This is a genomic window from Streptomyces sp. NPDC053367 (assembly GCF_044545925.1).
GTDB lineage: Bacteria > Actinomycetota > Actinomycetes > Streptomycetales > Streptomycetaceae > Streptomyces.
Window position 1 is genome coordinate 1 of sequence record NZ_JBITYN010000010.1, and the last position, 25,869, is coordinate 25,869.

The window sequence follows — 25,869 nt, forward strand, 5'->3', positions numbered from 1 at the left end:
GGCACGAAGACCTCCGTGCGTGGTGTGGAGCCTAGACACCTCCACCACACCGGAGGTCTTCGCCATGATCAAGACCTGCCGGCGTTAACAACGCTCGTGATCAATACAGCTAGGGCCTGTCGTTCGGATCATGTCGGCGTCGCAAGGTCTGGCACGCACTTCCCCCACTGCCTCAAGGGCGTGGGGGGACCCCCAGCGGCGTTGTCGTCGGTCACCGACTCCCCCGCTCTCGGCTTCGCTCGAGCGGGGCCCCCATCGCGTCGACTCCCTCCCCCGCCTTGCAGCTGCACGCACCGGACCCCGCTCGACCCGGCCGAGAAGCACAGTCCCTTTCGGCCGACCTGATCCAGACGACAGGCCCCAGGGCTGCCTAGGATCGACGGGTGGTCCTCTTCCAGGTTCATCGCACGGTTCCGCTCCCCCTCGGCGAGGCGTGGCGGCGGCTCACGCAGTGGCCGCGGCACGGGGACGTGGTGCCGCTGACCCGCGTCACCGTGGCACCGGGTCCGCCCACCCGCGAGGGCACCGTCGTCGTGGCCCGCTCCGGCCTCGGCCCGCTCGCCTTCGACGACCGTATGGACGTCACCGTGTGGCGGCCCCCGGGAGACGGCGAGCCGGGGAGGTGCCGCCTGGAGAAGCGCGGCCGGGTGGTGCTGGGCTGGGCCGAGATCGAGGTGCTGCCGGGGCCGGACGGGCGGACCCGCGTGGTGTGGCGGGAGGAGCTGGGGGTGCGGTTCCTGCCGGGGTTCTTCGACCCGCTGCTGGGGGCTGCGGGCCGGGCGGTGTTCGGGCGGGCGGTGGACCGGCTGCTCGGGAGCCCCTGACCGGGCCGCGCGGCCCGGGGGTTCGCGGGCCGGACACGTGCGGGGAGGTCCCTCGGGCCTCTCGTGGACGCCCGGGACCGCATCCGGGCCGGGCGGACCTGACCGGGATGCGACGGCGCCGCCGTGGGACGGGCCCACGGCGGAGGTGCCGGCCTGTTGTGCCGCGACGCCCTCCGCACGTCCGCCGGGAACCGGGTCGTCCCCGGTGGCGGCCGCGCGAAGGGGTGTCGGCGCCGTCCGGGCGAGTGGGGCGCCCGGCCGGCTCCCCCGGCTAGTGAATGCCCATCCAGCCCTCGATGGGGCTGAGGGCGAAGAACACCAGGAAGATCGCGGTCAGCCCCCACATGAAGGCACCGATCTCGCGGGCCTTGCCCTGGGCGATCTTGATGGCGACGTAGGCGATGACACCGGCCGCCACACCCGCGGTGATGGAGTAGGTGAACGGCATGATCACCACGGTGAGGAACACCGGGATGGCGGTGGCCCGGTCGGACCAGTCCACGTGCCGGGCGTTCATCATCATCATCGCGCCGATGACCACCAGGGCCGCGGCCGCGACCTCGCCGGGCACGATCGCGGTGAGCGGGGTGAAGAACAGACAGGCGGCGAAGAACAGGCCGGTGACGACCGACGCGAGGCCCGTGCGGGCGCCCTCGCCGACGCCGGTGGCCGACTCGACGAAGACGGTCTGGCCGGAGGCGCCGGAGACGCCGCCGATCGCGCCGCCCGCGCCGTCGATGAACAGCGCCTTGGACAGGCCCGGCATCCGGCCCTGCTCGTCGGCGAGCTTGGCCTCGGTGCCGACGCCGATGATGGTGGCCATCGCGTCGAAGAAGCCGGCCAGCACCAGGGTGAAGACGATCATGCCGACGGTCATCGCGCCGACCTCGCCCCAGCCGCCGAACTCGACCTCGCCGAAGAGGGAGAAGTCGGGCATCGAGACCGCGCTGCCGTGCAGTTCGGGTGCGCCGGACGCCCACTGCTTGGGGTCGATGACGCCGGCGGCGTTGAGGACGACGGCGATCACGGTGCCGCCGACGATACCGATCAGGATGGCGCCGGGGACGCCTCTCGCCTGGAGCATGAAGATGGCGAGCAGGGTGGCGGAGAACAACAGCACCGGCCAGCCCGCGAGTTCACCTCCCGGGCCGAGCAGGACGGGACCGCCGCCGGGCGCCGGGTTCTCGTGCACGAAGCCGGCCTTCACCAGGCCGATCAGGGCGACGAACAGGCCGATGCCCATGGTGATCGCGTGCTTGAGGGCGAGCGGGATCGCGTTCATGATCATCTCGCGCAGGCCGGTGACGACCAGCAGCATGATGACCACGCCGTACATCACGCACATGCCCATGGCCTGCGGCCAGGTCATCGCGGGAGCGACCTGCGAGGAGAGGACTCCGGAGACGGAGAGGCCCGCGGCCAGCGCCAGGGGCACCTTGCCGACGAAACCCATCAGCAGCGTGGTGAGGGCCGCCCCGAAGGCGGTCGCGGTGATCAGGGCCTTCTGGCTGAGGATGTCCCCCGCCGCGTCCTCGCCGGACAGGATCAGGGGGTTGAGCAGCAGGATGTACGCCATCGCCATGAAGGTCGTGACGCCGCCGCGCACTTCACGCGCGACGGTGGATCCCCGCTTGGATATGTGGAAGTAACGGTCGAGCCAAGAGCGTCCGGCAGGGACGCGGGTACCGGTACCCGCGTCCTCCGCGACGGTCTTCGGCTCCAGTGACTGCTGGGTCATGTGGGCCTACTCCCAAGGTTCAAAGGGGCACCCGGGCAACCGCCTTCACGGCTGCGGGATTTGGGATGGTGCTTCGGCCGCACGACCCGGGGGACGGCCCGAGACGAACGATTCCAGTCTGTTTCCGGTGCCGCGAGCGGTGCGGCTTTCCGGAGTGCTCCGGGCGGCGCGGGGAGGCTGTGACGTTCCGTGCGCCGCCCGGAGGGTCTTTCTCACGCGGTGCCGGTCAGGTGCTCCGGACGTACCGGCGTGCGGTCGAGCTCCAGCCCGGTCGCGTCCCGGATCGCCGCGAGGACGGCCGGGGTGGACGACAGGGTGGGGGCCTCGCCGACGCCGCGCAGCCCGTACGGGGCGTGGTCGTCGGCGAGTTCGAGCACGTCGACAGGGATGGTCGGCGTGTCGAGGATCGTGGGGATCAGGTAGTCCGTGAAGGAGGGGTTCCGCACCTTCGCCGTCACCGGGTCGACGATGATCTCCTCCATCACCGCGACTCCGAGACCCTGGGTGGTGCCGCCCTGGATCTGGCCGATGACGGACAACGGGTTGAGGGCCTTGCCGACGTCCTGGGCACAGGCCAGCTCGATCACCTTCACCAGGCCGAGCTCGGTGTCCACCTCGACGACCGCGCGGTGGGCGGCGAAGGAGTACTGGACATGGCCGTTGCCCTGGCCGGTGCGCAGGTCGAGAGCCTCGGTCGGCCGGTGCCGCCACTCGGCCTCGACCTCCACGGCCTCCCCTTCGAGGACGTCCGCGAGGTCGGCGAGGACCTCGCCGGCGTCGGTGACAACCTTGCCGCCCTCCAGCAGCAGCTCCGCCGTCGCCCAGGCGGGGTGGTAGGAGCCGAACCTTCGGCGGCCGATCTCCAGCACCTTCTCCCGGACCAGTTCACAGGAGTTCCGCACGGCGCCGCCGGTGACGTACGTCTGCCGGGAGGCGGAGGTGGAGCCCGCGGAGCCGACCTGGGTGTCGGCCGGGTGGATGGTCACCCGGGTGACGCCCAGTTCGGTACGGGCGATCTGGGCATGGACGGTGACGCCGCCCTGGCCGACCTCCGCCATGGCGGTGTGGACGGTGGCGACGGGCTCGCCGCCCACGGCCTCCAGGCGCACCCTGGCGGTGGAGTAGTCGTCGAAGCCCTCGGAGAAGCCGACGTTCTTGATGCCGACGGCGTAGCCGACCCCGCGGACGACGCCCTCGCCGTGCGTGGTGTTCGACAGGCCGCCCGGCAGCTGCCGTACGTCCGCGCCCTCGCTGGACTCCCACTGGCGCTCAGGGGGCATGGGCATCGCCTTGACGCGGCGCAGGAGTTCGGCGACCGGGGCCGGGGAGTCGACCGGCTGCCCGGTCGGCATGAGCGTCCCCTGCTCCATCGCGTTCAGCTGCCGGAACTCCACCGGGTCCATGCCGAGCTTCTTGGCCAGCTTGTCCATCTGCGCCTCGTACGCGAAGCACGCCTGGACCGCGCCGAAGCCGCGCATGGCGCCGCAGGGCGGGTTGTTGGTGTACAGGGCGATGGCCTCGATGTCGACGGCGTCGACGGCGTACGGCCCCACCGACAGGGACGAGGCGTTGCCGACGACCGCCGGGGAGGCGGAGGCGTAGGCGCCGCCGTCCAGGACGATCCGGCACGTGATGTGGGTCAGCTTCCCGTCGCGGGTGGCGCCGTGCTCGTAGTGGAGCCTGGCCGGGTGGCGGTGGACGTGCCCGAAGAAGGACTCGAAGCGGTTGTAGACGATCTTCACCGGCTTGCCGGTGCGCAGCGCCAGCAGACAGGCGTGGATCTGCATCGACAGGTCCTCGCGGCCGCCGAACGCCCCGCCGACACCGGACAGCGTCATGCGGACCATCCGCTCGGGCAGACCGAGGACGGGTGCGATCTGGCGCAGGTCGGAGTGGAGCCACTGGGTGGCGATGTAGAGGTGGACACCGCCGTCCTCCTCCGGTACGGCGAGGCCGGACTCGGGGCCGAGGAATGCCTGGTCCTGCATGCCGAAGGTGTAGTCGCCCTCGACGATGACGTCGGCGCGCTCCCGGGCCGCCGGGACGTCTCCGCGGACGATCGGCTGGCGGTGCACGATGTTGGGGTGCGGGACGTGGGCGGCGTGGTGGTCGTCGCGGTCCTCGTGGATCAGGATCGCGTCGGGCGCGGTCGCGGACGCCTCGTCGGTGACGACGGGCAGCCCGCGGTACTCGACGTGGATCTTGGCCGCGGCGCGCCGGGCCGTCTCCGGGTGGTCGGCGGCGACGATCGCGACGGGCTCGCCGTGGTGGCGGACCTTGCCGTGGGCGAGGACCGGGGTGTCCCGGAGCTCCAGGCCGTAGGTCCTCACCTCGGTGGGCAGGTCGTCGTACGTCATGACGGCGTACACGCCGGGCGTCGCGAGGGCCTCGCCCGTGTCGACGGACACGATCTCGGCGTGCGCGACGGGCGAGCGCAGGATCTGGCCCCAGAGCATGTCCTCGTGCCACATGTCGGACGAGTAGGCGAACTCGCCGGTGACCTTGAGGGTGCCGTCGGGGCGGAGGGTGGACTCGCCGATGCCGCCCTTGGTCTGCGACCCCTGGGTGATCTTCGCCGGGGTCCCGCTGGGGGAAGCCATGATCAGACCGCCTCTCCCTGCCGGGCCGCCGCGAGGCGGACCGCGTCCATGATCTTCTCGTAGCCGGTGCAGCGGCACAGGTTGCCCGAGAGGGCCTCGCGGATGTCCGCGTCGGTCGGGTCGGGGTTGCGCTCCAGCATCTCGTCGGCGGCGACGAGCAGGCCGGGGGTGCAGAAGCCGCACTGGACGGCGCCGGCGTCGATGAACGCCTGCTGGATCGGGGAGAGCTCCTCGCCCTCGCCGGTCTGCGAGTCCGTGCCCCGGGCATCCTGGGGGGACGTACCGCGGGAGCGCTGCCTGGCGTGGTCCGCCAGGCCCTCCACGGTGACGACCTCGCGGCCCTCGGCCTGGCCGGCCGCGACCAGGCAGGCGCAGACCGGCACGCCGTCGAGCCGGACCGTGCAGGAGCCGCACTCGCCCTGCTCGCAGGCGTTCTTCGAGCCGGGCAGGCCGAGGCGCTCGCGCAGGACGTAGAGCAGGCTCTCGCCCTCCCAGACGTCGTCGGCGACCTGCTCGCGTCCGTTGACGGTGAAGTTGACGCGCATCACGCGGCTCCTTCCGGGGCGCGGCGGGTGCCGCGGTACGACTCCCAGGCCCAGGCGAGCGTCCGGCGGGCCATGACGCCGACCGCGTGGCGGCGGTAGCTCGCGGTGCCCCGGACGTCGTCGATCGGGTTGCAGGCGCCGGAGCACAACTGGGCGAACCGCCTCGCGACCGACGGGGGGACGATCTTCCCGTTGTCCCAGAAGCCGCCCTCCTCGAGGGCCGCGTTCAAGAACTCCTCGGCGGTCTTCGCCCGGACGGGTGTCGGGGCGGCCGAGCCGATGCCGGTGCGGACGGTACGGGACCGGGGGTGGAGGGCGAGGCCGAAGGCGCACACCGCGATGACCATGGCGTTGCGGGTGCCGACCTTGGAGAACTGCTGGGGCCCGTCCGCCTTCCTGATGCGGACGGCGCGGATCAGCTCGTCGGGGGCGAGCGCGTTGCGCTTGACGCCGGTGTAGAACGCGTCGATCGGGATGAGCCGGGTGCCCCGGGACGCGGACGCCACCTCGACCTCGGCGCCCGCGGCGAGCAGCGCCGGGTGGGCGTCACCGGCCGGGGAGGCCGTGCCGAGGTTGCCGCCGACGCCGCCGCGGTTGCGGATCTGCGGGGAGGCCACCGTGTGCGAGGCGAGCGCGAGGCCCGGCAGCTCGGCCCGGAGGTCCTCCATGATGCGCGTGTACGGGACGGAGGCGCCGAGGCGCACGCTGTCCTGGCCGGCCTCCCACTCGTAGAGATCGCCGACCCGGCCCAGGTCGAGCAGGTACTCGGGCCGGCGGTGGTCGAAGTTGATCTCGACCATGACATCGGTGCCACCCGCGATCGGCACAGCCGTGGGATGCGCTGCCTTGGCGGCGAGCGCCTCCTCCCAGCTGGCGGGGCGAAGGAAGTCCATGACCGGCTCTCTTCCTCGTCTGTCGGGGGTCGTACAGATCGAGCCATTCCGGGTGAGGCGGGCCCGGCTCGTTCATCTGCTGTTCACGCGAAGTGGAGCCAGTACACAGGGCGCCGCTCCGGTGCGGTCAGTCACCGAAACCATGAAGGAGTTGGCTGGCCACGGTGACCATCTTGTAGATTCGTATGAACGGGGGTCATCAGGAACCTCCTCGTTCTCCAGTGGAAACGTGCGGCACAGCCCACGTGACCTGGGGCACGGCCCGGACCGCGGGTCCGGCGAAGGCCAGGGGCGGGACGTCCGCCCGCCGGGCGGGCTTCCGCGATCCGGCCCGTCAAGATTCATCGTAGTTTTCGAGACAAAGAACGGCGGCGACGAAATGCGGCTGCGCGCACTGCTGGACACCGACGCGCTGGGCCTCAGGCTGCTCGGCGGCGAGGACGAGCTGGACCGCACCGTGCGCGGGGTCATGACGACCGACCTGCGGGACCCGAGCCGCTATCTGTCGGGCGGCGAGCTGGTCCTGACGGGCCTGGCCTGGCGCCGGGACGCCGCCGACTCCGAGCCCTTCGTGCGCATCCTGTCGCAGGCCGGCGTGGCGGCGCTGGCGGCCGGTGAGGCCGAGCTGGGGGACATCCCGGACGACCTGGTCGCGGCCTGCGCGCGGCACCGGCTGCCGCTGTTCGCGGTGCACGAGTCGGTGGCGTTCGCGACGATCACCGAGCATGTCGTACGGCAGGTCAGCGGCGAGCGCGCCGGGGACCTGGCGGCGGTCGTGGACCGGCACCGGCGGATGATGACCTCGGGCCCGGCGGGCGGCGGCCCGGACGTGGTCCTTGACCTGCTCGGCTCGGACCTGGACCTGCGCGCCTGGGTGCTGTCCCCGGCGGGCCGGCTGATCGCGGGCCCCAAGGTGGCGGGCCCGGCGCTGCCCGCCGAGGTGTGCGCCAAGCTCGCCGGCGAGCACCTGGCGGCCGTACGCACGGGGCGGCGCGGTCCGCACCGGGTGCTGGTCGGCTCGACGACGTACAGCCTGTTCCCGATCCGCAGCTGGGGGCACCGCGCGCCCGCGGGTGCCGCCGCGCGGGCGCCGCAGGGGTCCCGGGACGTGCGTGAGAGCGTGCTGTCGGACTGGCTGCTGGCCGTGGAGGCGGACGCCGGGGACTGGCCGGAGGAGCGGCTCGACCTGGTGCACGGGGTGACCCAGCTGATCGCGGTCGAGCGCGACCGCAGGGACGCCTCCCGCACGGTCCGCCGCCGTCTCGCCCAGGAGGTCCTGGAGCTGGTGCAGTCGGGCGCGGCGCCCGCGGAGGTCGCGGCCCGGCTCAGGGTCGCGGCGCCGGTGCTGCTGCCCGGGCTCGGGGCCGCGCCGCACTGGCAGGTGGTCGTGGCGCGCGTGGAGTGGGAGGGCAGCGGCCTGGAGGGCGGCCCGGTCGCCCAGTCGCTCCTGGAGGAGATCCTGGTCGACCCGCTGAGCACCGGCACGGAGCCCTCCGACCGGATCGCCGTCGCCCACACCGGCGACGAGGCGATCGCGCTGGTGCCGCTCCAGGCCGTGGGCGGCGAGCACGACGGCTCCGACACCGGCATCGTCGCCGACACCCTGCTCGCGGCCGTACGGGAACCACTGGCGGCCGGCCTCGACGGCGACGGCCGGGTCACGCTGGGCGTGAGCGCGGCCGTGCACTCGGCGGAGGGGCTGCGCGGCGCGCTGGAGGAGGCCCGGCACGCCCGGCGCGTGGCCGCGGCCCGGCCCGGTCTGGTGTGCGCGGCGGGCCACCAGGAGCTGGCCTCGCACGTGCTGCTGCTGCCGTTCGTGCCGGACGACGTGCGCCGGGCCTTCACCGCCCGGCTGCTGGACCCGCTGCGCGACTACGACCGCCGGCACCGCGCCGAGCTGATCCCCACCCTGGAGGCCTTCCTGGAGTGCGACGGCTCCTGGACCCGCTGTGCCTCCCGGCTCCACCTGCACGTCAACACGCTGCGCTACCGCGTCGGCCGGATCGAGCAGTTGACGAGCCGTGACCTGTCCCGCCTGGAGGACAAGCTGGACTTCTTCCTGGCGCTGCGGATGAGCTGAGGCCCGCCGGCGGCGCCGAAACCTGAAGTGTGCGCCGCGGCCCACGACTTTGTGAAATCCTTCACCCACCCTCTTGGCCGGGCCCCGCGATTCATGCTGAGATGCGGCCACCACTCAAAGCTCGACGGCGCGCTCGGGGAGGGCAATGTGGCGGATACCGCCATGTCTGGTAACGGAACGACCGCCGGTGACGATCCACTCCAGACCGCGGTATGGCGGCTGCGCTCGCGGGCCTGCTGGGCCGACGCGGCGGCCCTGCTGAGGCCGGCCTCCGCGGCGAGCGCGCTGCAGCGGGCCGCGCTGCTGGTGGAGCGGTGTCTGTACACCGAACAGGGCTGGGAGGACGCCGAGGACGCACTGCGGGTCGCGGAGGCCCTCGCGGACAGCGACGAGGAGCGGGGCGCGGCCGCTTGTGAACGCGGGTACTTGGCCTACGCCGCCACGCTGCTGGGGGTGCGCGACCGGGCCGACGAGGCGCGAGCGGCGCTCGGCCGGGCGGCCGCGCTGATCCCGCCGGACGCCGCGGACCGGGCCCTGCTGGACTTCCGGCGCGGGCTGATCGCGCAGAACCTCAGCGGCTCGCCGCAGGCCGCGCGCGCCGCGTTCCGCCGGGCCCACGCGGGCGCCACCGCGCACGCGGACGCCCTGCTGCTGTCCTTCACCTGGCGCCACCTCGCCGGACTCGCCCTGCGCGACGGGGAGTTGGCCGAGGCCCGGCACGGTTTCACCGAATCGCTGCGGCTGCGCGAGGAGCTGGGCTACCTGGTGGGCACGGCCCCGGCGCTGGCGTCCCTCGCCGACGCCGAGACCGAGCCGGAGGCGTCCCGGCTGCGCGAGGAGGCGCGTCGGCTGTTCCGGCTGCTGGGGGGCGTACCGACCTGGCTGGCCCGGCAGTTGGCGGTGCCGCCGACGGCGACGGCGTAGCGGGGGCGGAGGGGGCGGGTGCCCTGGGGCGGCGGACTTCCGCGCACGGCCCCCTCCGCCGGAGCGAGCCGAGCCGACCTGCTCCTGGCGCTATTGCTGCCGCCGCGCCCCGAAGTGCTCGTCCAGCAGCGTCCGCACCCGGTCCGTGTCCCGGCAGATCAGGGCGTCCAGCAGGGCCGCGTGCTGGGCGGCGTCGGCCATCAGCTCCGTACGGATGTGGCGGCCGGTGGTGAGGGGCCACTGGGCGCGGCGGTGGAGGTCGTCGGCGATACGGACGAGCTGGTCGTTGCCGGACAGTGACAGCACGGCCCGGTGGAAGGCGCGGTCGGCCTCGGCGTAGCCCGCCCGGCAGCCGGCGGACGCGGCGCGGACGGTGGCCTCGGCGAGGGGGCGCAGCTCGGCCCAGCGCTCGGGCGCGACCGTGGCGGCGAGCCGCAGCAGCACCGGCACCTCCAGCAGTGACCGGACCTCGGCCAGCTCGGCCAGCTCGCGGGCGTCGCGCCGGACCACCCGGAAGCCGCGGTTGGGGACGACCTCGACGGCGCCCTCCTGGGCGAGCTGCTGCATCGCCTCGCGCACGGGCGTGGCCGAGACCCCGAAGCGCTCGGCGAGCGCCGGTCCCGAGTACACGGCGCCCGGGGCCAGCTCGCCGGTGACCAGTGCGGTGCGCAGGGCGTCGAGGATCTGCCCGCGCACGGAGGAGCGCTGCACGACGGGCCGCGGGTGCGGTACGGAAGCCTCGGGGCAGGGGTGCTCGCCGCGCGCCGAGGGGCCGGTGGCGCCGTGCTCGCGGACCGGGTCCGTGGCGCGCTGCTGCTCCGGCACCCGGGCGGCGCCGGCGTCCTGCTCCGGTATGCCCGTTCCGGCGGCGGAGCCCTGCGCGCCCTGATTCACGGGTCCTCCTCCGGGCTTGTCGGTACTTGGGGTCATTACGGCCGGTTGTCACTCGGCCGTCAAGCACCTTAGGCGCACAGCCCGGCAGTTCAAACTCCCGAGCGAACGAGTAAGGTAAGCCTTGCCTACTTGTCGTCCCGTCCCCGTCGCGAATCGGTGGTCCCTCATGCCCGTCCCCGCGTCGCCCCTCGCGGACGCCCACGCCCGCCTCACCGACGCCTACCCGGGCCTGGCGATCACCGAGCTCACGGCCCGCGAGCCCCTCCCGGAGGGCGGCGCCTGGGTCACGGCCGCCTCCCTGGCGGCGGGCGGAGAGGCCCTGGAGGCGTTCCTGGCGTGGGACGACGCCCAGATCCTGCGGGACTACGGACAGCGCGGCCGCCCGGACGTCGTCGCGAGCTTCGCACTGCACCGCTACGCCTGGCCGGCCTGCCTCCTCTTCACCGTCCCGTGGTTCCTGCACCGCCGGGTGCCCCGCCACCGCGTGACGGACGTCTCCTACGACCGCGCGGCCGGCCGCATGGCCGTCCGCACGGCCTCCTTCGCCTGCCTGCCCGGTGACCCGGCCGCCGCGCTGCCCGGCGCCCGGGTGGTGGACGGCGAGGAGGCGCTGCGCGCCGAGGTGCGCGCGGCGGTGGCCGAGCACCTGGAGCCGCTCCTCGCGGTCTTCGGCCCGCGCATGCGGCGGCGCGGCCGGGCACTGTGGGGCATGGTCACCGACGAGGTGGTCGAGGGCCTCTGGTACGTCGCCCGGGTGCTGGGCGAGGAGGAACGGGCCCGGCGCGAGCTGGGGCTGCTGCTGCCGGGCGCGACCGCCCCCTACGCCGGCTCGGCGGCCTTCCGCGAGCTGGCCGGGCCGCGGGGCGAGACCCTGCGCACCCGGGACCGGATCAGCTGCTGCCTCTTCTACACCCTGCGTCCGGACGACACCTGCGCCACCTGCCCGCGCACCTGCGACGCCGACCGGGTCACCCGGCTGACGGCGGCCACGGCGGCCTGACCCACCGGCCGCTTGATCACAGGCACTTCACGATTTCCCCACGGGCCGCGGGAAGTTCCCGTGGAACCACCCGTACGAGTAGTCTTGCTCGAACTCAACTACCGGACCTCACTCGGCAGTTCGAGCAGAACGCCGTCCTGGGCATCCCCTTGCACTTCGTTGGCGGCCTCTTGCCCCGAAACCCCCTGAGGACCGGCGGGTTTGGGCCACTATGACGGGCGTTACGCCCTATCCCAATGCAAGGGACCCCTAGATGAGACTGACCGACATATCGCTGAACTGGCTGCTTCCCGGCGCCGTACTGCTCCTGGGCATGCTGGCAGCGGTTGCGGTGCTCGCGCGCGGCAAGCGCTCCTCGGGGAAGGACTCTGGCACGGAGGACTCGTGGGAGCGCAGCGAGGAGCGCCGCAGGCGCAAGGAGGCCATATACGGCACGGTCTCCTATGTGCTGCTGTTCTGCTGTGCCGCGGTGGCCGCCGCGCTGTCCTTCCACGGCCTGGTCGGCTTCGGCGAACAGAACCTCGGCCTTTCGGACGGCTGGCAGTACCTGGTCCCGTTCGGCCTGGACGGGGCTGCCATGTTCTGCTCCGTCCTCGCCGTGCGTGAGGCCAGCCACGGCGACGCCGCGCTGGGATCGCGGATACTCGTGTGGACCTTCGCCTTCGCCGCGGCCTGGTTCAACTGGGTGCACGCCCCGCGCGGCCTGGGCCACGCGGGCGCCCCGCACTTCTTCGCGGGCATGTCCCTGTCGGCGGCCGTGCTCTTCGACCGCGCCCTGAAGCAGACCCGCCGGGCCGCCCTGCGCGAGCAGGGTCTGGTACCCAGGCCGCTGCCGCAGATCCGCATCGTCCGCTGGCTGCGGGCGCCGCGCGAGACGTACAAGGCGTGGTCGCTGATGCTGCTGGAGAACGTGCGCAGCCTCGACGAGGCGGTCGAGGAGGTCCGCGAGGACCAGCGGCAGAAGGAGCAGACCCGGATGCACCGCCGCGAGCAGCAGCGGGTCGAGCGGGCTCAGCTGAAGGCCATCAGCCGGGGCCACCGCGGCCCGTTCCCCGGCCGGGGCACGAACCGGCAGGCGGAGCTGCCGGCCGTGGAGCAGGGCGCCGAGCGCGTGTCCGCGGAGCCTGCCATATCGGCGCCGGAGCAGCTGCCGGTACGCTCACGGCCCTCCCTGCAGCCCGTTCGCCGCAGCGGTGACCCGGTCACCGTCGACCTCACCGCCGAGGACGACACCATGGCGCTGCCGCGCCTGGACGACCTGGAGCGCAAGCTGAAGGACCTGGAGCAGCAGTACGGCTGACCCGGGGCCGGTGCGCGCACACGGCAGGGGCACGGCTCTCCGGAGCCGTGCCCCTGCCGTGTGCGGCCGGCGTGCGAGCTCCCGTGCGGCTCGCGGTCGGCGGCTTCAGGCGGCGTCCGCGGCCAGTTCGAACCAGACGGACTTGCCCACCCCGTGCGCCCGCACGCCCCAGGAGTCGGCGAGGGCCTGGACGAGAAGCAGGCCCCGGCCGTGCGTACCGTCGTCGGCGGACGGCACCCGCGGCCGGGGCCTTCTGCCGGTGAAGTCCCGTACCTCCACGCGCAGTCCGCGCGGCGAGACGGTGGCGGTGAGGACCGCCTCGCGGTCGGTGTGCACGAGCGCGTTGGTGACGAGCTCGGTGGTCAGCAGTTCCGCGATGTCCGATCGTCCCGGCCTCCCCCAGTGCCGTAACAGTTCCCGCAGCTCCCGGCGGGCCTCGGGCACCGCCCGAAGATCCGCGCGTCCCAGTCTGCGGCTGAGCTGTGCCGAAGAGGCCCCCTTGGTCACGGGCGCACCCTCACGTACCTGCCTTCTCATGACCCCCGCCTGCGCGCCGACGCCGGTTTCCCTCCTGCTCGAACACGTTCACGGGATCCATGCCCCGTCGGCACCGGGACAGTCATCCCGGCCGGGCAACCACCGGATGTTCGGCCAAGGTTTCGGAGGTCGTCATCACGGACGCGGTACGTTGCGCAGGTTGGAACGGGCCATCTGGAGCATCCGGCCCACACCGCCGTCCAGCACGATCTTCGACGCCGACAGCGCGAAGCCGGTGACCATCTCGGTGCTGATCTTCGGCGGGATGGACAGCGCGTTGGGGTCGGTCACCACGTCCACCAGCGCCGGCCCCTTGTGCCGGAAGGCGTCCCTCAGCGCGCCCGCGAGCTGCTTCGGCTTCTCCACCCGCACGCCGTAGGCCCCGCAGGCCCGGGCGACCGCCGCGAAGTCGGGGTTGTGGTTCGTGGTTCCGTACGACGGCAGGCCGGCCACCAGCATCTCCAACTCGACCATGCCGAGCGAGGAGTTGTTGAACAGCACCACCTTCACCGGCAGGTCGTACTGCACGAGGGTGAGGAAGTCGCCCATCAGCATGGAGAATCCGCCGTCACCGGACATCGACACCACGCGGCGGCGGCGGTCGGTGCACTGGGCTCCGATCGCCATCGGCAGCGCGTTCGCCATCGAGCCGTGCGAGAAGGAGCCGATGATCCGGCGTCGCCCGTTGGGCGAGAGGTACCGCGCGGCCCAGACGTTGCACATCCCGGTGTCGACCGTGAACACCGCGTCGTCGTCGGCGAGTTCGTCGAGCACCGAGGCCACGTACTCCGGGTGGATCGGCACATGCTTGTCCACCTTGCGGGTGTAGGCCTTGACGACGCCCTCCAGCGCGTCGGCGTGCTTCTTCAGCATCCGGTCCAGAAAGCGCCGGTTCTGCTTCTCCTTCACCCGCGGGGTGACACAGCGCAGGGTCTCCTTCACGTCACCCCACACGGCGAGGTCCAGCTTGGAGCGGCGGCCGAGGCGTTCGGGGCGTACGTCGACCTGGGCGATGGTCACGTCGTCGGGCAGGAAGGCGTTGTACGGGAAGTCGGTGCCCAGCAGGAGCAGCAGGTCGCACTCGTGGGTGGCCTCGTAGGCGGCGCCGTAGCCGAGCAGACCGCTCATGCCGACGTCGAAGGGGTTGTCGTACTGGATCCACTCCTTGCCCCTGAGGGCGTGCCCGACCGGGGACTTGATCTTCTGCGCGAACTCCATCACCTCGGCGTGGGCGCCCGCGGTGCCGCTGCCGCAGAACAGGGTGACCTTCTCCGCGCGGTCGATGAGGTCGACCAGCCGGTCGATCTCGGTGTCGCCGGGGCGCACGGTGGGCCGGGCGGTGACCAGGGCGGTCTCGGCGGCCTTGTCGGGGGCCGGCTGGTCGGCGATGTCACCGGGCAGGGAGACGACGCTGACGCCGCCGCGGCCGATCGCGTGCTGGATGGCGGTCTGCAGCAGCCGCGGCATCTGGCGCGGGTTGGAGATCAGCTCGCTGTAGTGGCTGCACTCGCGGAACAGCAGGTCCGGGTGGGTCTCCTGGAAGTAGCCGAGACCGATCTCGGCGGAGGGGATGTGCGAGGCGAGGGCGAGGACCGGGGCCATGGAGCGATGGGCGTCGTACAGGCCGTTGATGAGGTGGAGGTTGCCGGGCCCGCAGGAGCCCGCGCAGGCGGTGAGCTTCCCGGTGATCTGCGCCTCGGCGCCGGCCGCGAAGGCGGCGGTCTCCTCATGGCGTACGTGCACCCAGTCGATGGCGGTGTGGCGGCGGACCGCGTCGACGACGGGGTTCAGGCTGTCGCCCACCACTCCGTACAGGCGTCTGACCCCGGCGCGGGCGAGGATGTCCACGAACTGCTCGGCGACGTTCTGCTTGGCCATGGCTGTGAACCCCTTCGGTCCGGCGGAAGGCTCGCTGCGGCTTCGCGCCTTCCATCAATCCACACCCGGCGCCGCTACGCCTCCCACACGGCGGCCGCCGTACGGTCGTCGGCGTACCCCTTCACCCGGACCTGTGCGTCGGCGAGGAACGCGGCGAGGCCCGGCGGCTCCTGGCCGGACCACCGCTCGGTGAGGTACGCGGTCAGGTCGGGTTCGCCGCGCAGGGGTTCGGCGAGGCCGCCGGTGCACAGCAGGAGGGTGTCACCCGGCCGGGCTACCGAGGCGCGGAAGCGGAAGGGCTCGCGGGGTGGCTGCGGGGCGGGTTCGTAGGGGCTCGGGGGCGTGGGGATGCCGAGGTCCATGGTGAGCCGGTCCCCCTCGGGAGTCTCGGCGGGCGCCTGGGAGGGGGGTGAGCCGAAGCCGACGACCGGTTCGCCGGTGACGTCCCCGGCCTTGGGTTCGATGTCCTGCCACACGCCGTCCCGCAGCCGGAACAGCCCGCCGGCGCCGACCCCGAAGAACACGCGCGTACGGCATTCGGGGTCCGCCGGGAGCAGCAGACAGCGCAGGGTGGCCGCGTACTCCTCCGGGGAGACGCCCTGCTCGACCGCGCTGGCGCGCAGCCTGCCGAGGCTGCGGTCGGTGAGGCGGTGCAGCCCGGACTTCAGGTCACCGCGCCGGGCCCCCCGGATGTCCTCCGCGAGCCGGGCGTGGCTGCGGCCGACGGCCCGCCCGATCCACCGGCACACCTCGGCGGCGGCCCGGTGCGCCCCCGGCGTGGCCCGCGCCCCGGTCGCCATCGCGACCAGCACCAGCGCCTGCTCCCCGGTTCCGAACCTCGCCACGAGCAGCGAGTCGCGCCGCGGCTCGCCCCGGTAGCGCGCCGAGTCGCCGCGCACCGACACCGCCCTGAGCGTCCCGCTCCCGCACCGCGCGCCGTCCAGCACCGTGTCCGCGACCAGTTCCGCGAGCTCGTCGGGGTCGGCCGGCGGCAACGCCGTGGGCTCCGCCTCGTAGGTAGGCGGCCCGGACCCCACATGAGGGACCCGCGGCCTGTCCTGAGCCAGGACGGACCCACCGCTGTCCCCCGGGTCCGGCCGGTCCGGCGCGGGCGCCTCGCCCGTGGTCGCGGTGGTGCTCCCCGCCGGGGGCCGGGGCCCTGGCGGGAACGTCGTAGGCCCGGCCGGCCCGGCGGGCAAAGGCTCCCAGGGGGCGCGGGGCAGGAGCGGAGGGGGCTGGGCGGGCGGACCGGCGGCCGGGTGCGGATCACCGGCGAGAGGGGCAGCCGGCGCGCTCCGGGGGCCGGCGCCGGGGAGGGGGTCCGGCTCACGGGTCGCACCTGCCGGACCGGCACAGGCGTCGGCGTCGGCGCGAGGAGGCGGGACAGGGCGGGCCGAGCCGGCCGGACCGCCGGCCGGCGGGTCCTGCGCCGGCGGACCGGAAGCCCCGGGTGCGGGGCCCGGGCGCATGTCCTGGGGGTCGCCGCCGGGGCGGGGGGCCGGTGGGACCGGCGGCGGCTGGTCCGGCGGCGGCGGTATCGGGGCCGGTGGGACTGATGGGGTCGGCGGGGCCGGGTGCGGCGGGGCCGTCGGTGCTCCTCCGGGGGCCTCCGTCAGGCCGGACGCCGAGGCGAAGCGGTCGTCGAGGGAGTCCGGGGTGGGCGCGGGGCCGGTGTCGTGGGTGGAGTCGTCGTACAGCTGCCGCCACCAGTCCTCCTCGGGACCGGGACCGGTGGGCCTTCCCCCCTGCTGGCTCATGACCCTCATTGTCCACCGCACGGGCGGGTTGAAAACGGGGCATCCGGAAAAACCCGCGGGGCCGTGCTCGGCTGACGGCGTGTCGGGGGACGGGCCGAACAGCCGTACGGGGGTGGCGCGGTGGGTGCCGGCGCTGCCCGGGCGTCGGAGCCGGCGACGGGCCACCGGGCGGTTCCGCCCCCCACGGGAGAACCGCCCGGCGACACGGGAGTGACCCAGGTCCGGATCCCCTGCGCAGAACGCGTCGCGGACCCGGGCCACCGTCTGGGAACGGCCGCCTCGGACACCGTCGGGCGGGCCGGGCCGGGGCACCGGCCGCCGCGGCCGTGGCCCCACCTTGGCAGAGCCGCCGGGCGTACGGGGATGATAGGTGTGGCGGGTTTGTGCCGTGGCTGCTTCCCGCCACGGGCGCCCGCGAGGAGTCGGCGACCTCGGGAGGGCGACACCTTGATGCTGGCGGCGATAGGGCTGGACGAGGCGCACGAGTCGGCGTACCGGGCCCTGGTGGCGGTGGGCGCGGCCGATGTGCCGGACCTGGCCCGGCGGCTGACCCTCGGCGAGCGGGACACCGAGCGCGTGCTGCGCGGGCTGGAGCGGCACGGCCTCGCCGCGCAGTCCCCGGCCCGCCCCGGCCGCTGGGTCGCCGCCCCGCCGGGCGTGGCCCTGGGCGCGCTGCTGACCCAGCGGCGGCACGAGCTGGAGCAGGCCGAGCTGGCGGCGGCGCTGCTCGCCGAGGAGTACCGGGCGGCCGCGGCGGTGCCCGCCGTGCACGACCTGGTCGAGGTGGTGATCGGCGCGGCCGCCGTCACACAGCGCTTCCTGCAGCTCCAGCTGGGCGCCCAGGAGGAGGTGTGTGCCCTGGTCACCGGCAACCCGGTGGCGGTCACGGGGGTGGAGAACGACGCCGAGGACCGGGCCGCCGAGCGCGGGGTGCGCTACCGAGTGGTGCTGGAGCGCGCGGTGCTGGACCGGCCGGAGGGCATGACCGAGCTGAGCGCCGCGCTGGGCCGGGACGAGCAGGTGCGGGTGGTGGACGAGGTGCCGACGAAGCTGGTCGTCGTCGATCGCGCGCTGGCGCTGGTGCCGCTGACCTCGCACACCGCGGAGCCGGCCGCGCTGGTGGTGCACGCCAGCGGCCTTCTGGAGCTGCTGTCGGGGCTGTTCGAGTCGGTGTGGCGGGAGGCGCTGCCGCTGCGCCTCGGCGCGCACGGGGTCACCGAGCAGCGCCCGGACGGGCCCGACGCCGCCGACCTGGAGATCCTCTCCCTGCTGCTGGCGGGCCTGACCGACGCGAGCGTGGCCAAGCAGCTCGAGCTGGGCCTGCGGACCGTGCAGCGCCGGGTGAAGCGCCTGATGGAGCTGACCGGTGTGACGACCCGGCTGCAGCTGGGCTGGCACGCCTACGAGCGCGGCTGGGTCACCCGCGAGCGCTGACCCCGGGACCGGGTCCGACCTGCGACGTCCGGCGCCGTCCGGCAGGCTGGGCAGATGGGCGTGTGGGAGCTCCTGCTGGTCGGCACGGTGATCCTGCTGGGCCTGTGCGGGGTGCTGGTGCCCGGCGTACCGGGGTCGTGGCTGGTGTGGGCCGCGGTGCTGTGGTGGGCGCTGAAGGACCCCCAGCCGGTGGCCTGGGCGGTGCTGGTCGGGGCCACCGTGGCGCTCTTCCTGTCCCAGGTGGTGCGCTGGGCGCTGCCGCCCCGCCGGCTGCGCGAGAGCGGCGCGACACCCCGCATGGGCGTGTACGCGGGAGCCGGGTCGTTCCTCGGGTTCTTCCTGATACCCGTCCTGGGGGCGGTCCCCGGCTTCGTCGCCGGCATCTACGTCTACGAGCGGCTGCGCCTCGGCCGGCACGGCGCGGCGCGGGCGGCCCTGCGCACGGCCATGCGCAATGGTGGCTCCAGCGTGCTGGTGGAACTGTTCACCTGCCAGCTGATCGCGGGCGCGTGGCTCGGCGCGGTGCTGTGGGGGTGACCGGAGCGGGCCGCTGGGCGTAGGGCGAGATCCGGTCGTCGACGACGCGGTGAGCGTACGGCCCTGGCCCCGAGAAGCTCTGGAGCACGCCTTCCAGCGTGAGCAGGTGCCGCTTGCGGTCCAGGCCCGCCGCGTAGCCGGTGAGGGAGCCGTCGGCACCGATCACCCGGTGGCAGGGGCGCAGCACGAGCAGCGGGTTGGCTCCGACGGCGGTGCCGACGGCCCTTACGGCGGCCCGGGAGGCGCCGATGCGGGCGGCGATCTCGCCGTAGGTCACGGTCGACCCGTAGGGGACCGAGTCCAGGGCCTGCCACACCCGCTCCCGGAACGCGGTGCCCTCGCCGCGCATCGGCAGCCGGAACTCCTTCAGGTCGCCCGCGAAGTACGCGGCGAGCTGCTCCTCGGCCTCCCGGAACAGCTCAGGGTCGTGCCGCCAGCCCTCCCGTACGCTCCGTCCGCCCTTCTGCTCGGGCAGGGACAGCGAGGTCAGGGTGCCGTCGGGGCCGGCGGTGAGCAGGACGGGGCCGAGCGGGCTGTCGAGGCGGGTCCAGTGCGTGGTCATGCGTGCTTCTCCAGGTCTTCGGCCGTTCGCAGATGACGTACGGCGTAGGAGCGCCAGGGGCGCCAGGTGTCGGGGACGTCCCCGCCGGGCGGCGCGACGTCCGGGTCGCCGAGGGCGCGGGTGCGGATCGCGGCGACGGTCGCGGGGTCCATGCCGGGCAGCGCGAGCAGGGCCGCCTCGGCGTCGTCCCGGTCCGCGCCCGCGTCCAGCCGTACGGCACCGTCGGCGAGGGCGGCGGCGAGCACGCCCACCGCGCCGTCCGGCTCGGCCTCGGCGAGGGCCGCCGGCTCGGGGAAGAGGTGCGTGAGGCTGCCGCAGGGCGCGTCGAGCGTCTTGCCGTAGGCCCGGACGAGCCGCTCGGCCTCCGCCCGCCCGGCCAGCGCCCGCACCGCGAACTCCTCGGGGTCGGTCGCGCCCGGCGAGCGCAGTCCCGGCCGTGCCGCGACCAGCGGGGCGAGCCGGGGATCGGCGCCGAGCCGCTCGTCGACGGCGTACGGATCGGCGTCCAGGTCGAACAGCCGGCGCAGCCGCTGCACGGCGGTCGTCAGATCGCGCGGGTCGGTCAGGTGCAGCCGGGCGTCCAGCCAGCCACCCGGGTGCGCGGCGGACGGTCCGGCCGAGGCTCCGCCGGGCCGCTCCTCGACGGCCGCGATCCCGGTGCCGTAGGGCAGCCGGAGGCTACGGCGGTACACGCGCGACCCCGTGGCCCCGCTCACCTCCTCCACCCCGGCCACGGCCTCCCGCGCGAGCAGGTCGAAGACACCGGCGGCGTCGTAGGGCCCGCGGTGGGCGAGCCGCAGCGGGATCCCGGCGGCCGGGGTGCCGGCCCGCCGGGGCCGGTGCCCGCCCCGGGGCGCCGCCGCGCGCAGCGCGCTCGGGGTGAGCGCGTACACCTCCTTGACGGTGTCGTTGAACTGCCGCACGCTCGCGAACCCGGACGCGAAGGCGATCTCGGTCACCGGCAGCTCGGTCGTCTGCAGCAGCACCCGTGCCGTGTGCGCCCGCTGGGCCCGGGCCAGCGCGACCGGCCCGGCCCCCAGCTCGGCGGTGAGCTGTCGCTGCACCTGCCGTGCGCTGTACCCCAGCCGCGAGGCGAGTCCGGCGACGCCCTCCCGGTCGACGACGCCGTCGCCGATCAGGCGCATGGCCCGCCCGACGACGTCGGCCCGTACGTTCCAGTCGGCCGACCCGGGCACCGCGTCCGGCCGGCACCGCCGGCAGGCCCGGAAGCCCGAGCCCTGCGCGGCGGCGGCCGTCGCGAAGAACCGCACGTTCCGCCGCCGCGGGGTGACCGCCGGACAGCTGGGCCGGCAGTAGATCCCGGTGGTCGACACGGCGAAGAAGAACTCGCCGTCGAACCGGGCGTCCCTGCTCCGCACGGCCTCGTACCTGCTGTCCTCGTCCATCACACGGTCAAGTGTCCGAGAGGACGCAGACCGCTGCTAGCGGAAAACGGACATGGCGTTCTCGACGCCCTGGGGGGCGGCTAACGTCGCCCCCGCTTGAACTCCATCGCCGCCCGCCCCTCGGCCCCCTTGCGCTTCCACTCCTTGCGGATCTCGGCCCGCATCCGCGCATCGGTCTTGGCCACGATCCGCTGGTTCTCCCGCAGCAGCTTGCGGTAGCTCTCCAGCCGCCGCAGGGGCAGCTCCCCGCTCTCCACGGCCTCCAGCACGGCGCAGCCGGGCTCGGCCTCGTGGGCGCAGTCGTGGAACCGGCAGCGTGCGGCGAACTCCTCGATCTCGGAGAACGTCTGCCCGACGCCGGTCTCGGCGTCCCAGAGCCCGACACCCCGCAGTCCCGGCGTGTCGATGAGCGCGCCGCCGCCCGGGAGCAGCAGCAGATTGCGGGTCGTGGTGGTGTGGCGGCCCTTGCCGTCGACGTCCCGGGTGGCCTGGACGTCCATGACGTCCTCGCCGAGCAGTGCGTTGGCGAGGGTCGACTTGCCCGCGCCGGACTGCCCGAGCAGCACGGACGTACCGCCGCCGACGACCGCGGAGAGGACGTCGAGCCCGGTGCGGTCGAGGGAGCTGACGGTCAGCACGGTCACGCCGGGCGCGCTGGTCTCCACGTCCTGGACGAGGTGGGCCAGGGTGACGGGATCGGGCACGAGGTCGGCCTTGGTGAGGACGACGACGGGCTGGGCGCCCGATTCCCAGGCCAGGGCGAGGAAGCGCTCGACGCGGCCGAGGTCGAGTTCGACGGCGAGGGACACGGCGACGATGGCGTGGTCGACGTTGGAGGCGAGGATCTGCCCCTCGGACCGCTTGGAGGAGGTGGACCGCACGAAGGCGGTGCGGCGCGGCAGGTACGCGCGTACGTAGCGGGGGTTGCCGTCGGGTTCGACGGCGACCCAGTCGCCGGTGCACACGACCCGCAGCGGGTCGTGCGGTGTGACGAACGCGGTGTCGGCCCGCACGATCCCGTCGGCGGTGACGACGTCGCACTGGCCCCGGTCGACGCGGATCACCCGCCCGGGCAGCAGGCCGTCGGCGTCGTGGCGGGCGAACGCGTCCGCCCATGCCTCGTCCCAGCCGTAGGGAGCGAGAGCGGAGAAAGCGGCAGCGGAGATGCTGGAGGACAAGGGGGAACCCTTCGAAGGGCGGCCCCGGCGTGGAGATGCGGAAGTCGAGGTCAGCCGGTGGCCACGGAGGTGGACGTGATGATCTGGACGCGAGCAGCGCTCATCGCAGTGACAGCCATCGGTCGACACCTCCTCTAAGGACTCACCGTCGCTCGGTAAGAACACGCACACCGTATCCGGGCCCCCCGCAGGCCCGTCAACGGGTTTTTCCCACGCCTTCGTTCAGCCGACGGCCGTCGCGTCCTGCGCCGGCTGCTCCACCGCCGGGAGGCTGTCCATGAAGGAGCTGACGGAGAACACCGCGCGGCCGGGGCCGGGCTCGCCGTAGCCGGGCGGGGAGCTGAGGCCGAAGTCGTCCATGGTGGCGCGGTAGGCCTCCAGCAGGCGGATGTGGTACTCCAGCGGCGCGCCCTGCGGGTTGGCCTTGCCGAGCGGGGTGGTGGGCTCGGGGCACCAGGTGGTGAAGCGGGGCGTGATGCCGTGGGACATGAAGAAGCGCAGGCCCTCGGTGGTGGAGGCGATGGCCTCGTCGACCGTCTTGAAGCCGAAGGGCTCGGCCATCTCGACGCCCGCCACGAAGTTGGGGATGACGTTGCGCGCGCCGAAGATCTCCGCCGAGTCCAGGATGCGCCTGTGCCACTCGTCGCGGCCGACGTAGCGCTCCTTGCCGGGGCAGTACATCTTGAACAGGTACTCGTCCCACACCTCGTAGTTGGGGTGGTAGATCTGCACGCCGTAGTCCTTGAACCGCTGCACGTCGTCGCGGGGCAGCGCCTGGGCGACGACCTTGCCGATCCAGCGGCCGGGGAAGCGTTCCTCGATGGCCTTGGCGTAGTGCCCGTAGAAGTCGGCCTCGTCTCGGCCGGAGACCGTCTTGGTGATGGCTCCGCCGGTGAGGGTGTAGGCGGTGGACGCCTTGGCGGTGTCGTACCTGTCGATGATCTCCAGCGCCTCCAGGACCTCCTCCACGTCCTTGACGCCGGTGTAGGGCCGGCCGGCCGCCTTGTGCTGGCGCCAGTTGTGGTTGATGTCGCAGTACTGGCACTCCTCCTTGGCGCCGAAGTACTGGCAGACCCGGAAGACGGTGAGGTAGATCAGGTAGCCCCACTGGATGGTGGGGGCGACCTCCATGACCGACTTGCCGTTGGAGAGCTTGTGCCGGTAGTACTCCGGCATCGGCGGCACACCGACGTCGGCGATGCGCCTGCCGTCGAGGTAGAGGCCGAGCAGGCCCTCCTCGTCGGCGGCGACCCGGTAGGGGGAGGCGGGGTTCACCCGGACGGAGACGACCGTGCGGCGCAGGTCGTAGGGGCCGCCGGTGAGGATGATCTCCTCGGGCGGGCGGCGCAGCGCGGCCTCGCCCAGCTCGGGGAGGGTGCCGTGGTCGAAGGAGAAGATGAAGTAGGACTTCGGTTTCACCTCGCCGCCCTCGTTGTCGCTGAGGGCGGACGCGTCGAAGGCCACACCTCCGCGGAGCAGGTCCTCCTTGAAGACGGCTTCCCGCGGCACGTGCGGGAAGCGCTCCATCAGATCCTCGACGAGCGCGGTGCGGCTGCCCATCCCGTGTCTCCTCCCGATTCGGACGTACGACTCCTCACGGTATGCCCCCGCCTGGACCTCATCCCTGCCGGGTCCCCTCCCGGCGCGCGATGTGGGCCGGGACGGGGGTGTCCGGCGGCAGCACGGGGTCGGGCACGGGAGCGCCCCAGACGGTGGTCAGCGGCAGGGTGCCGGCCCACAGGCCGAGCTCCGCGTCGGGGCCGGTGCCGTCGTCGGGTGCCCCGGTGCGGATCTTGACCGATGCCTCCTCCAGGGACACGGCGAGGAGGGTGGTGGCGGCGAGCTCCTTGCGGCTGGGGCCGCGGGCGTACGACCACTGGCCCGGGGCGGCGTGCTCGGTGAGCAGGCGCAGTCCCGCCAGCTTCTCGTCGGGGTCGGTGACCGTGCGGGCCTCGCCGTGGATCACGGCGCTGCGGTAGTTCACGCCGTGCTCGAACACGGACCGGGCGAGGACGAGCCCGTCGACGTGGGTGACGGTCACACACACCGGTCCCCCGCCCGCGAGGCTCCGGCCGGCCACCGAGCCATGGAGGTAGAGGTTGCGCCCGTCGCGCCCGTACACGGTCGGCAGGACCAGCGGCCGTCCCTCGATCACCACGCCCAGGTGGCAGACGAAAGCGGCGTCTAGGATCGCGTCGAGATCGTTCCGGGACAGGCTGCCCTGCTCGCGCAGGCGGCGGTGCCGGGTCAGCCCGGTCTGCGGGAGGGCGGCGGACGGCTGTGAGGTCACACGCCGGAAGCTACCGAATTCGCATGGCCAGCGCCATCTCATTGCGGAAACGGTGAGATGAACGAGCATGCCCGACGAAATCAGTGGAGGGAGCCGTCAATGGCCACAAAGGTGACCAACTGGGCGGGGAACATCACCTACGCCGCCGAGGAGCTGCACCGCCCGCACTCGCTCGACGCGCTCAGGGCGCTGGTCGCCGCGGGCACGGCGGTGCGGGTGCTGGGCAGCGGGCACTCGTTCAACGAGATCGCCGAGCCGGGGGCGCACGGGGCGCTGCTCTCGCTGGACGGACTGCCCGCCGAGATCGACGTGGACACCTCGGCGAGGACCGTCCGGGTCGGCGGTGGCGTGCGGTACGCCCGGCTCGCCGAGACCGTGCACGCGCACGGGCTCGCGCTCGCCAACATGGCCTCGCTGCCGCACATCTCGGTCGCCGGGTCGGTGGCGACCGGCACGCACGGGTCGGGCGTCGGCAACGGGCCGCTCGCCGCGGCCGTGCGGGAGGTGGAGCTGGTCACGGCCGACGGCTCGACCGAGGTGATCCGGCGCGGCGAGGAGCGCTTCGGCGGCGCCGTCACCGCCCTGGGCGCGCTCGGCGTGGTCACCGCGCTCACCCTGGACCTGGAGCCCGCGTTCGAGGTCGAGCAGTATGTGTACACCGAACTCCCGCTCGCCGGGCTGGACTTCGAGCAGGTCGCCGGGGCCGCGTACAGCGTGAGCCTGTTCACCGACTGGCGGGCGCCGGGCTTCCGGCAGGTGTGGCTGAAGCGGCGCACCGATCAGCCGCTCGCGGACTTCCCCTGGGCCACGCCCGCGACCGAGAAGATGCACCCGGTGCCCGGGATGCCCGCGGTGAACTGCACCGAGCAGTTCGGCGTGCCGGGCCCCTGGCACGAGCGACTGCCCCACTTCCGGGCCGAGTTCACGCCCAGCAGCGGGGAGGAGCTGCAGAGCGAGTACCTGATGGCCCGGTCGGACGCCCCGGAGGCGCTGGCGGCGCTGGACCGGGTGCGGGAGCGGGTGGCGCCCGTGCTGCAGATCTGCGAGGTGCGCACGGTCGCCGCCGACGAGCAGTGGCTGAGCCCGGCCTACGGGCGGGACTCGGTCGCCGTGCACTTCACCTGGATCGCCGACACCACCGCCGTGCTGCCGGTGGTGCGGGTGGTGGAGGAGACGCTGGAGCCGTTCGACGCCCGGCCGCACTGGGGGAAGGTCTTCGAGACGCCCGCCCGGTACCCCCGCACCGGCGACTTCGCGCGGCTGGTCCGGGAACTGGACCCGGCGGGGAAGTTCAGCAACGCCTTCGTGCGGCGGATCCTCGAAGGGTGACGCCCTGCACCGCCCGGCCGGCGGACGCCGGGCCGGGCGGCCGGGACGCCCGCCGCGGGCGCGCCCGGTGCCGACGGGGGCACCGGGCCGCCGGGGGCCGCCCCGGCCCCGCGGGCGGCCCGCACCTGCACGGGCGCCTAGGCTTACGCCCGGACACCCGGGT

The 25,869-nt window shown here is 73.6% G+C and carries 21 protein-coding genes; 8 read left to right on the plus strand and 13 right to left on the minus strand.

The window, feature by feature from the left end; genetic code table 11:
* The first annotated feature begins 383 nt into the window (after positions 1-383).
* Positions 384-824 carry an SRPBCC family protein gene (locus ACIGXJ_RS26830; protein ID WP_399650237.1) on the plus strand — a complete coding sequence of 147 codons (441 nt, stop codon included), beginning with the start codon at positions 384-386 and terminating at the stop codon, positions 822-824.
* A gap of 271 nt (positions 825-1,095) precedes the next feature.
* On the opposite strand, the gene ACIGXJ_RS26835 is transcribed toward ACIGXJ_RS26830, so the two are convergent.
* From ACIGXJ_RS26835 to ACIGXJ_RS26850, 4 genes are all read right to left on the minus strand, one after another.
* A complete protein-coding gene (locus ACIGXJ_RS26835; protein ID WP_399650240.1) occupies positions 1,096-2,562 on the minus strand; it encodes an NCS2 family permease in 1,467 nt (488 codons plus the stop codon).
* A 212-nt stretch (positions 2,563-2,774) separates the two neighbouring features.
* The gene (locus ACIGXJ_RS26840; RefSeq protein ID WP_399650243.1) at positions 2,775-5,162 is read right to left on the minus strand and encodes a xanthine dehydrogenase family protein molybdopterin-binding subunit; all 2,388 of its coding nucleotides are present in this window, start codon (positions 5,160-5,162) and stop codon (positions 2,775-2,777) included.
* A gap of 2 nt (positions 5,163-5,164) precedes the next feature.
* Positions 5,165-5,707, minus strand: a complete 543-nt coding sequence (locus tag ACIGXJ_RS26845) for a (2Fe-2S)-binding protein (protein ID WP_399650245.1) — start codon at positions 5,705-5,707, stop codon at positions 5,165-5,167.
* On the minus strand, positions 5,707-6,600 hold the full coding sequence (locus tag ACIGXJ_RS26850) for an FAD binding domain-containing protein (RefSeq protein WP_399650248.1): 894 nt from the start codon (positions 6,598-6,600) through the stop codon (positions 5,707-5,709). Before ACIGXJ_RS26850 ends, ACIGXJ_RS26845 begins: the two co-directional genes overlap by 1 nt.
* A gap of 379 nt (positions 6,601-6,979) precedes the next feature.
* Between ACIGXJ_RS26850 and ACIGXJ_RS26855 the strand changes: the two genes are divergently transcribed.
* Both ACIGXJ_RS26855 and ACIGXJ_RS26860 read left to right on the plus strand, forming a co-directional pair.
* On the plus strand, positions 6,980-8,680 hold the full coding sequence (locus ACIGXJ_RS26855; protein ID WP_399650250.1) for a PucR family transcriptional regulator: 1,701 nt from the start codon (positions 6,980-6,982) through the stop codon (positions 8,678-8,680).
* Positions 8,681-8,827: 147 nt separating this feature from the next.
* Positions 8,828-9,604 (plus strand): hypothetical protein, encoded by a 777-nt coding sequence (locus tag ACIGXJ_RS26860; protein WP_399650252.1) that lies wholly within the window; start codon positions 8,828-8,830, stop codon positions 9,602-9,604.
* 90 nt (positions 9,605-9,694) lie between these two features.
* On the opposite strand, the gene ACIGXJ_RS26865 is transcribed toward ACIGXJ_RS26860, so the two are convergent.
* A complete protein-coding gene (locus ACIGXJ_RS26865; RefSeq protein WP_399650254.1) occupies positions 9,695-10,498 on the minus strand; it encodes a GntR family transcriptional regulator in 804 nt (267 codons plus the stop codon).
* A gap of 166 nt (positions 10,499-10,664) precedes the next feature.
* Between ACIGXJ_RS26865 and ACIGXJ_RS26870 the strand changes: the two genes are divergently transcribed.
* Positions 10,665-11,498 carry a (2Fe-2S)-binding protein gene (locus ACIGXJ_RS26870; protein ID WP_399650256.1) on the plus strand — a complete coding sequence of 278 codons (834 nt, stop codon included), beginning with the start codon at positions 10,665-10,667 and terminating at the stop codon, positions 11,496-11,498.
* 253 nt (positions 11,499-11,751) lie between these two features.
* Positions 11,752-12,798 carry a DUF2637 domain-containing protein gene (locus tag ACIGXJ_RS26875; protein WP_399650258.1) on the plus strand — a complete coding sequence of 349 codons (1,047 nt, stop codon included), beginning with the start codon at positions 11,752-11,754 and terminating at the stop codon, positions 12,796-12,798.
* 105 nt (positions 12,799-12,903) lie between these two features.
* On the opposite strand, the gene ACIGXJ_RS26880 is transcribed toward ACIGXJ_RS26875, so the two are convergent.
* The 3 genes from ACIGXJ_RS26880 to ACIGXJ_RS26890 form a co-directional block, all read right to left on the minus strand.
* Positions 12,904-13,335 carry an ATP-binding protein gene (locus ACIGXJ_RS26880; RefSeq protein ID WP_399650261.1) on the minus strand — a complete coding sequence of 144 codons (432 nt, stop codon included), beginning with the start codon at positions 13,333-13,335 and terminating at the stop codon, positions 12,904-12,906.
* A gap of 135 nt (positions 13,336-13,470) precedes the next feature.
* Entirely contained in the window at positions 13,471-15,213 is a 1,743-nt protein-coding gene (locus ACIGXJ_RS26885; protein WP_399650264.1) for a pyruvate dehydrogenase, read from the minus strand.
* A 74-nt stretch (positions 15,214-15,287) separates the two neighbouring features.
* Positions 15,288-16,970 (minus strand): protein phosphatase 2C domain-containing protein, encoded by a 1,683-nt coding sequence (locus ACIGXJ_RS26890; protein ID WP_399650267.1) that lies wholly within the window; start codon positions 16,968-16,970, stop codon positions 15,288-15,290.
* Between the two features lie 450 nt (positions 16,971-17,420).
* Between ACIGXJ_RS26890 and ACIGXJ_RS26895 the strand changes: the two genes are divergently transcribed.
* Both ACIGXJ_RS26895 and ACIGXJ_RS26900 read left to right on the plus strand, forming a co-directional pair.
* Positions 17,421-18,404: a helix-turn-helix domain-containing protein gene (locus ACIGXJ_RS26895; protein ID WP_399650270.1), complete on the plus strand. Its 984-nt coding sequence runs from the start codon at positions 17,421-17,423 to the stop codon at positions 18,402-18,404.
* A 54-nt stretch (positions 18,405-18,458) separates the two neighbouring features.
* Entirely contained in the window at positions 18,459-18,941 is a 483-nt protein-coding gene (locus ACIGXJ_RS26900) for a DUF456 domain-containing protein (protein ID WP_399650272.1), read from the plus strand.
* Here the strand turns inward: ACIGXJ_RS26900 and ACIGXJ_RS26905 are convergent.
* The 5 genes from ACIGXJ_RS26905 to ACIGXJ_RS26925 all read right to left on the minus strand — a co-directional run bounded on the left by ACIGXJ_RS26905 (position 18,889) and on the right by ACIGXJ_RS26925 (position 24,377).
* Positions 18,889-19,503 (minus strand): methylated-DNA--[protein]-cysteine S-methyltransferase, encoded by a 615-nt coding sequence (locus tag ACIGXJ_RS26905; protein WP_399650275.1) that lies wholly within the window; start codon positions 19,501-19,503, stop codon positions 18,889-18,891. The genes ACIGXJ_RS26900 and ACIGXJ_RS26905 overlap by 53 nt on opposite strands.
* Positions 19,500-20,909 carry a DNA-3-methyladenine glycosylase 2 family protein gene (locus ACIGXJ_RS26910; protein WP_399650981.1) on the minus strand — a complete coding sequence of 470 codons (1,410 nt, stop codon included), beginning with the start codon at positions 20,907-20,909 and terminating at the stop codon, positions 19,500-19,502. Before ACIGXJ_RS26910 ends, ACIGXJ_RS26905 begins: the two co-directional genes overlap by 4 nt.
* An 80-nt stretch (positions 20,910-20,989) precedes the next feature.
* A complete protein-coding gene (gene rsgA, locus ACIGXJ_RS26915) occupies positions 20,990-22,087 on the minus strand; it encodes a ribosome small subunit-dependent GTPase A (protein WP_399650278.1) in 1,098 nt (365 codons plus the stop codon).
* A gap of 222 nt (positions 22,088-22,309) precedes the next feature.
* The gene (locus ACIGXJ_RS26920; protein WP_399650281.1) at positions 22,310-23,647 is read right to left on the minus strand and encodes a radical SAM protein; all 1,338 of its coding nucleotides are present in this window, start codon (positions 23,645-23,647) and stop codon (positions 22,310-22,312) included.
* Positions 23,648-23,705: 58 nt separating this feature from the next.
* A complete protein-coding gene (locus ACIGXJ_RS26925) occupies positions 23,706-24,377 on the minus strand; it encodes a pyridoxamine 5'-phosphate oxidase family protein (RefSeq protein ID WP_399650283.1) in 672 nt (223 codons plus the stop codon).
* 99 nt (positions 24,378-24,476) lie between these two features.
* Here ACIGXJ_RS26925 and ACIGXJ_RS26930 point away from each other — a divergent pair, with 99 nt between their 5' ends.
* Positions 24,477-25,706 (plus strand): FAD-binding protein, encoded by a 1,230-nt coding sequence (locus ACIGXJ_RS26930; RefSeq protein ID WP_399650286.1) that lies wholly within the window; start codon positions 24,477-24,479, stop codon positions 25,704-25,706.
* The last annotated feature ends 163 nt before the right edge of the window (positions 25,707-25,869 follow it).

Bases quoted from the DNA above. Each gene is read 5' to 3' on its own strand.
- ACIGXJ_RS26835 (WP_399650240.1), bottom strand. From the start codon at position 2,562: ATGACCCAGCAGTCACTGGAGCCGAAGACCGTCGCGGAGGACGCGGGT.
- ACIGXJ_RS26840 (WP_399650243.1), bottom strand. From the start codon at position 5,162: ATGGCTTCCCCCAGCGGGACCCCGGCGAAGATCACCCAGGGGTCGCAG.
- ACIGXJ_RS26845 (WP_399650245.1), bottom strand. From the start codon at position 5,707: ATGCGCGTCAACTTCACCGTCAACGGACGCGAGCAGGTCGCCGACGAC.
- ACIGXJ_RS26850 (WP_399650248.1), bottom strand. From the start codon at position 6,600: ATGGACTTCCTTCGCCCCGCCAGCTGGGAGGAGGCGCTCGCCGCCAAG.
- ACIGXJ_RS26855 (WP_399650250.1), top strand. From the start codon at position 6,980: ATGCGGCTGCGCGCACTGCTGGACACCGACGCGCTGGGCCTCAGGCTG.
- ACIGXJ_RS26870 (WP_399650256.1), top strand. From the start codon at position 10,665: ATGCCCGTCCCCGCGTCGCCCCTCGCGGACGCCCACGCCCGCCTCACC.
- ACIGXJ_RS26875 (WP_399650258.1), top strand. From the start codon at position 11,752: ATGAGACTGACCGACATATCGCTGAACTGGCTGCTTCCCGGCGCCGTA.
- ACIGXJ_RS26880 (WP_399650261.1), bottom strand. From the start codon at position 13,335: ATGAGAAGGCAGGTACGTGAGGGTGCGCCCGTGACCAAGGGGGCCTCT.
- ACIGXJ_RS26885 (WP_399650264.1), bottom strand. From the start codon at position 15,213: ATGGCCAAGCAGAACGTCGCCGAGCAGTTCGTGGACATCCTCGCCCGC.
- ACIGXJ_RS26890 (WP_399650267.1), bottom strand. From the start codon at position 16,970: ATGAGCCAGCAGGGGGGAAGGCCCACCGGTCCCGGTCCCGAGGAGGAC.
- ACIGXJ_RS26895 (WP_399650270.1), top strand. From the start codon at position 17,421: ATGCTGGCGGCGATAGGGCTGGACGAGGCGCACGAGTCGGCGTACCGG.
- ACIGXJ_RS26900 (WP_399650272.1), top strand. From the start codon at position 18,459: ATGGGCGTGTGGGAGCTCCTGCTGGTCGGCACGGTGATCCTGCTGGGC.
- ACIGXJ_RS26905 (WP_399650275.1), bottom strand. From the start codon at position 19,503: ATGACCACGCACTGGACCCGCCTCGACAGCCCGCTCGGCCCCGTCCTG.
- ACIGXJ_RS26910 (WP_399650981.1), bottom strand. From the start codon at position 20,909: ATGGACGAGGACAGCAGGTACGAGGCCGTGCGGAGCAGGGACGCCCGG.
- ACIGXJ_RS26920 (WP_399650281.1), bottom strand. From the start codon at position 23,647: ATGGGCAGCCGCACCGCGCTCGTCGAGGATCTGATGGAGCGCTTCCCG.
- ACIGXJ_RS26930 (WP_399650286.1), top strand. From the start codon at position 24,477: ATGGCCACAAAGGTGACCAACTGGGCGGGGAACATCACCTACGCCGCC.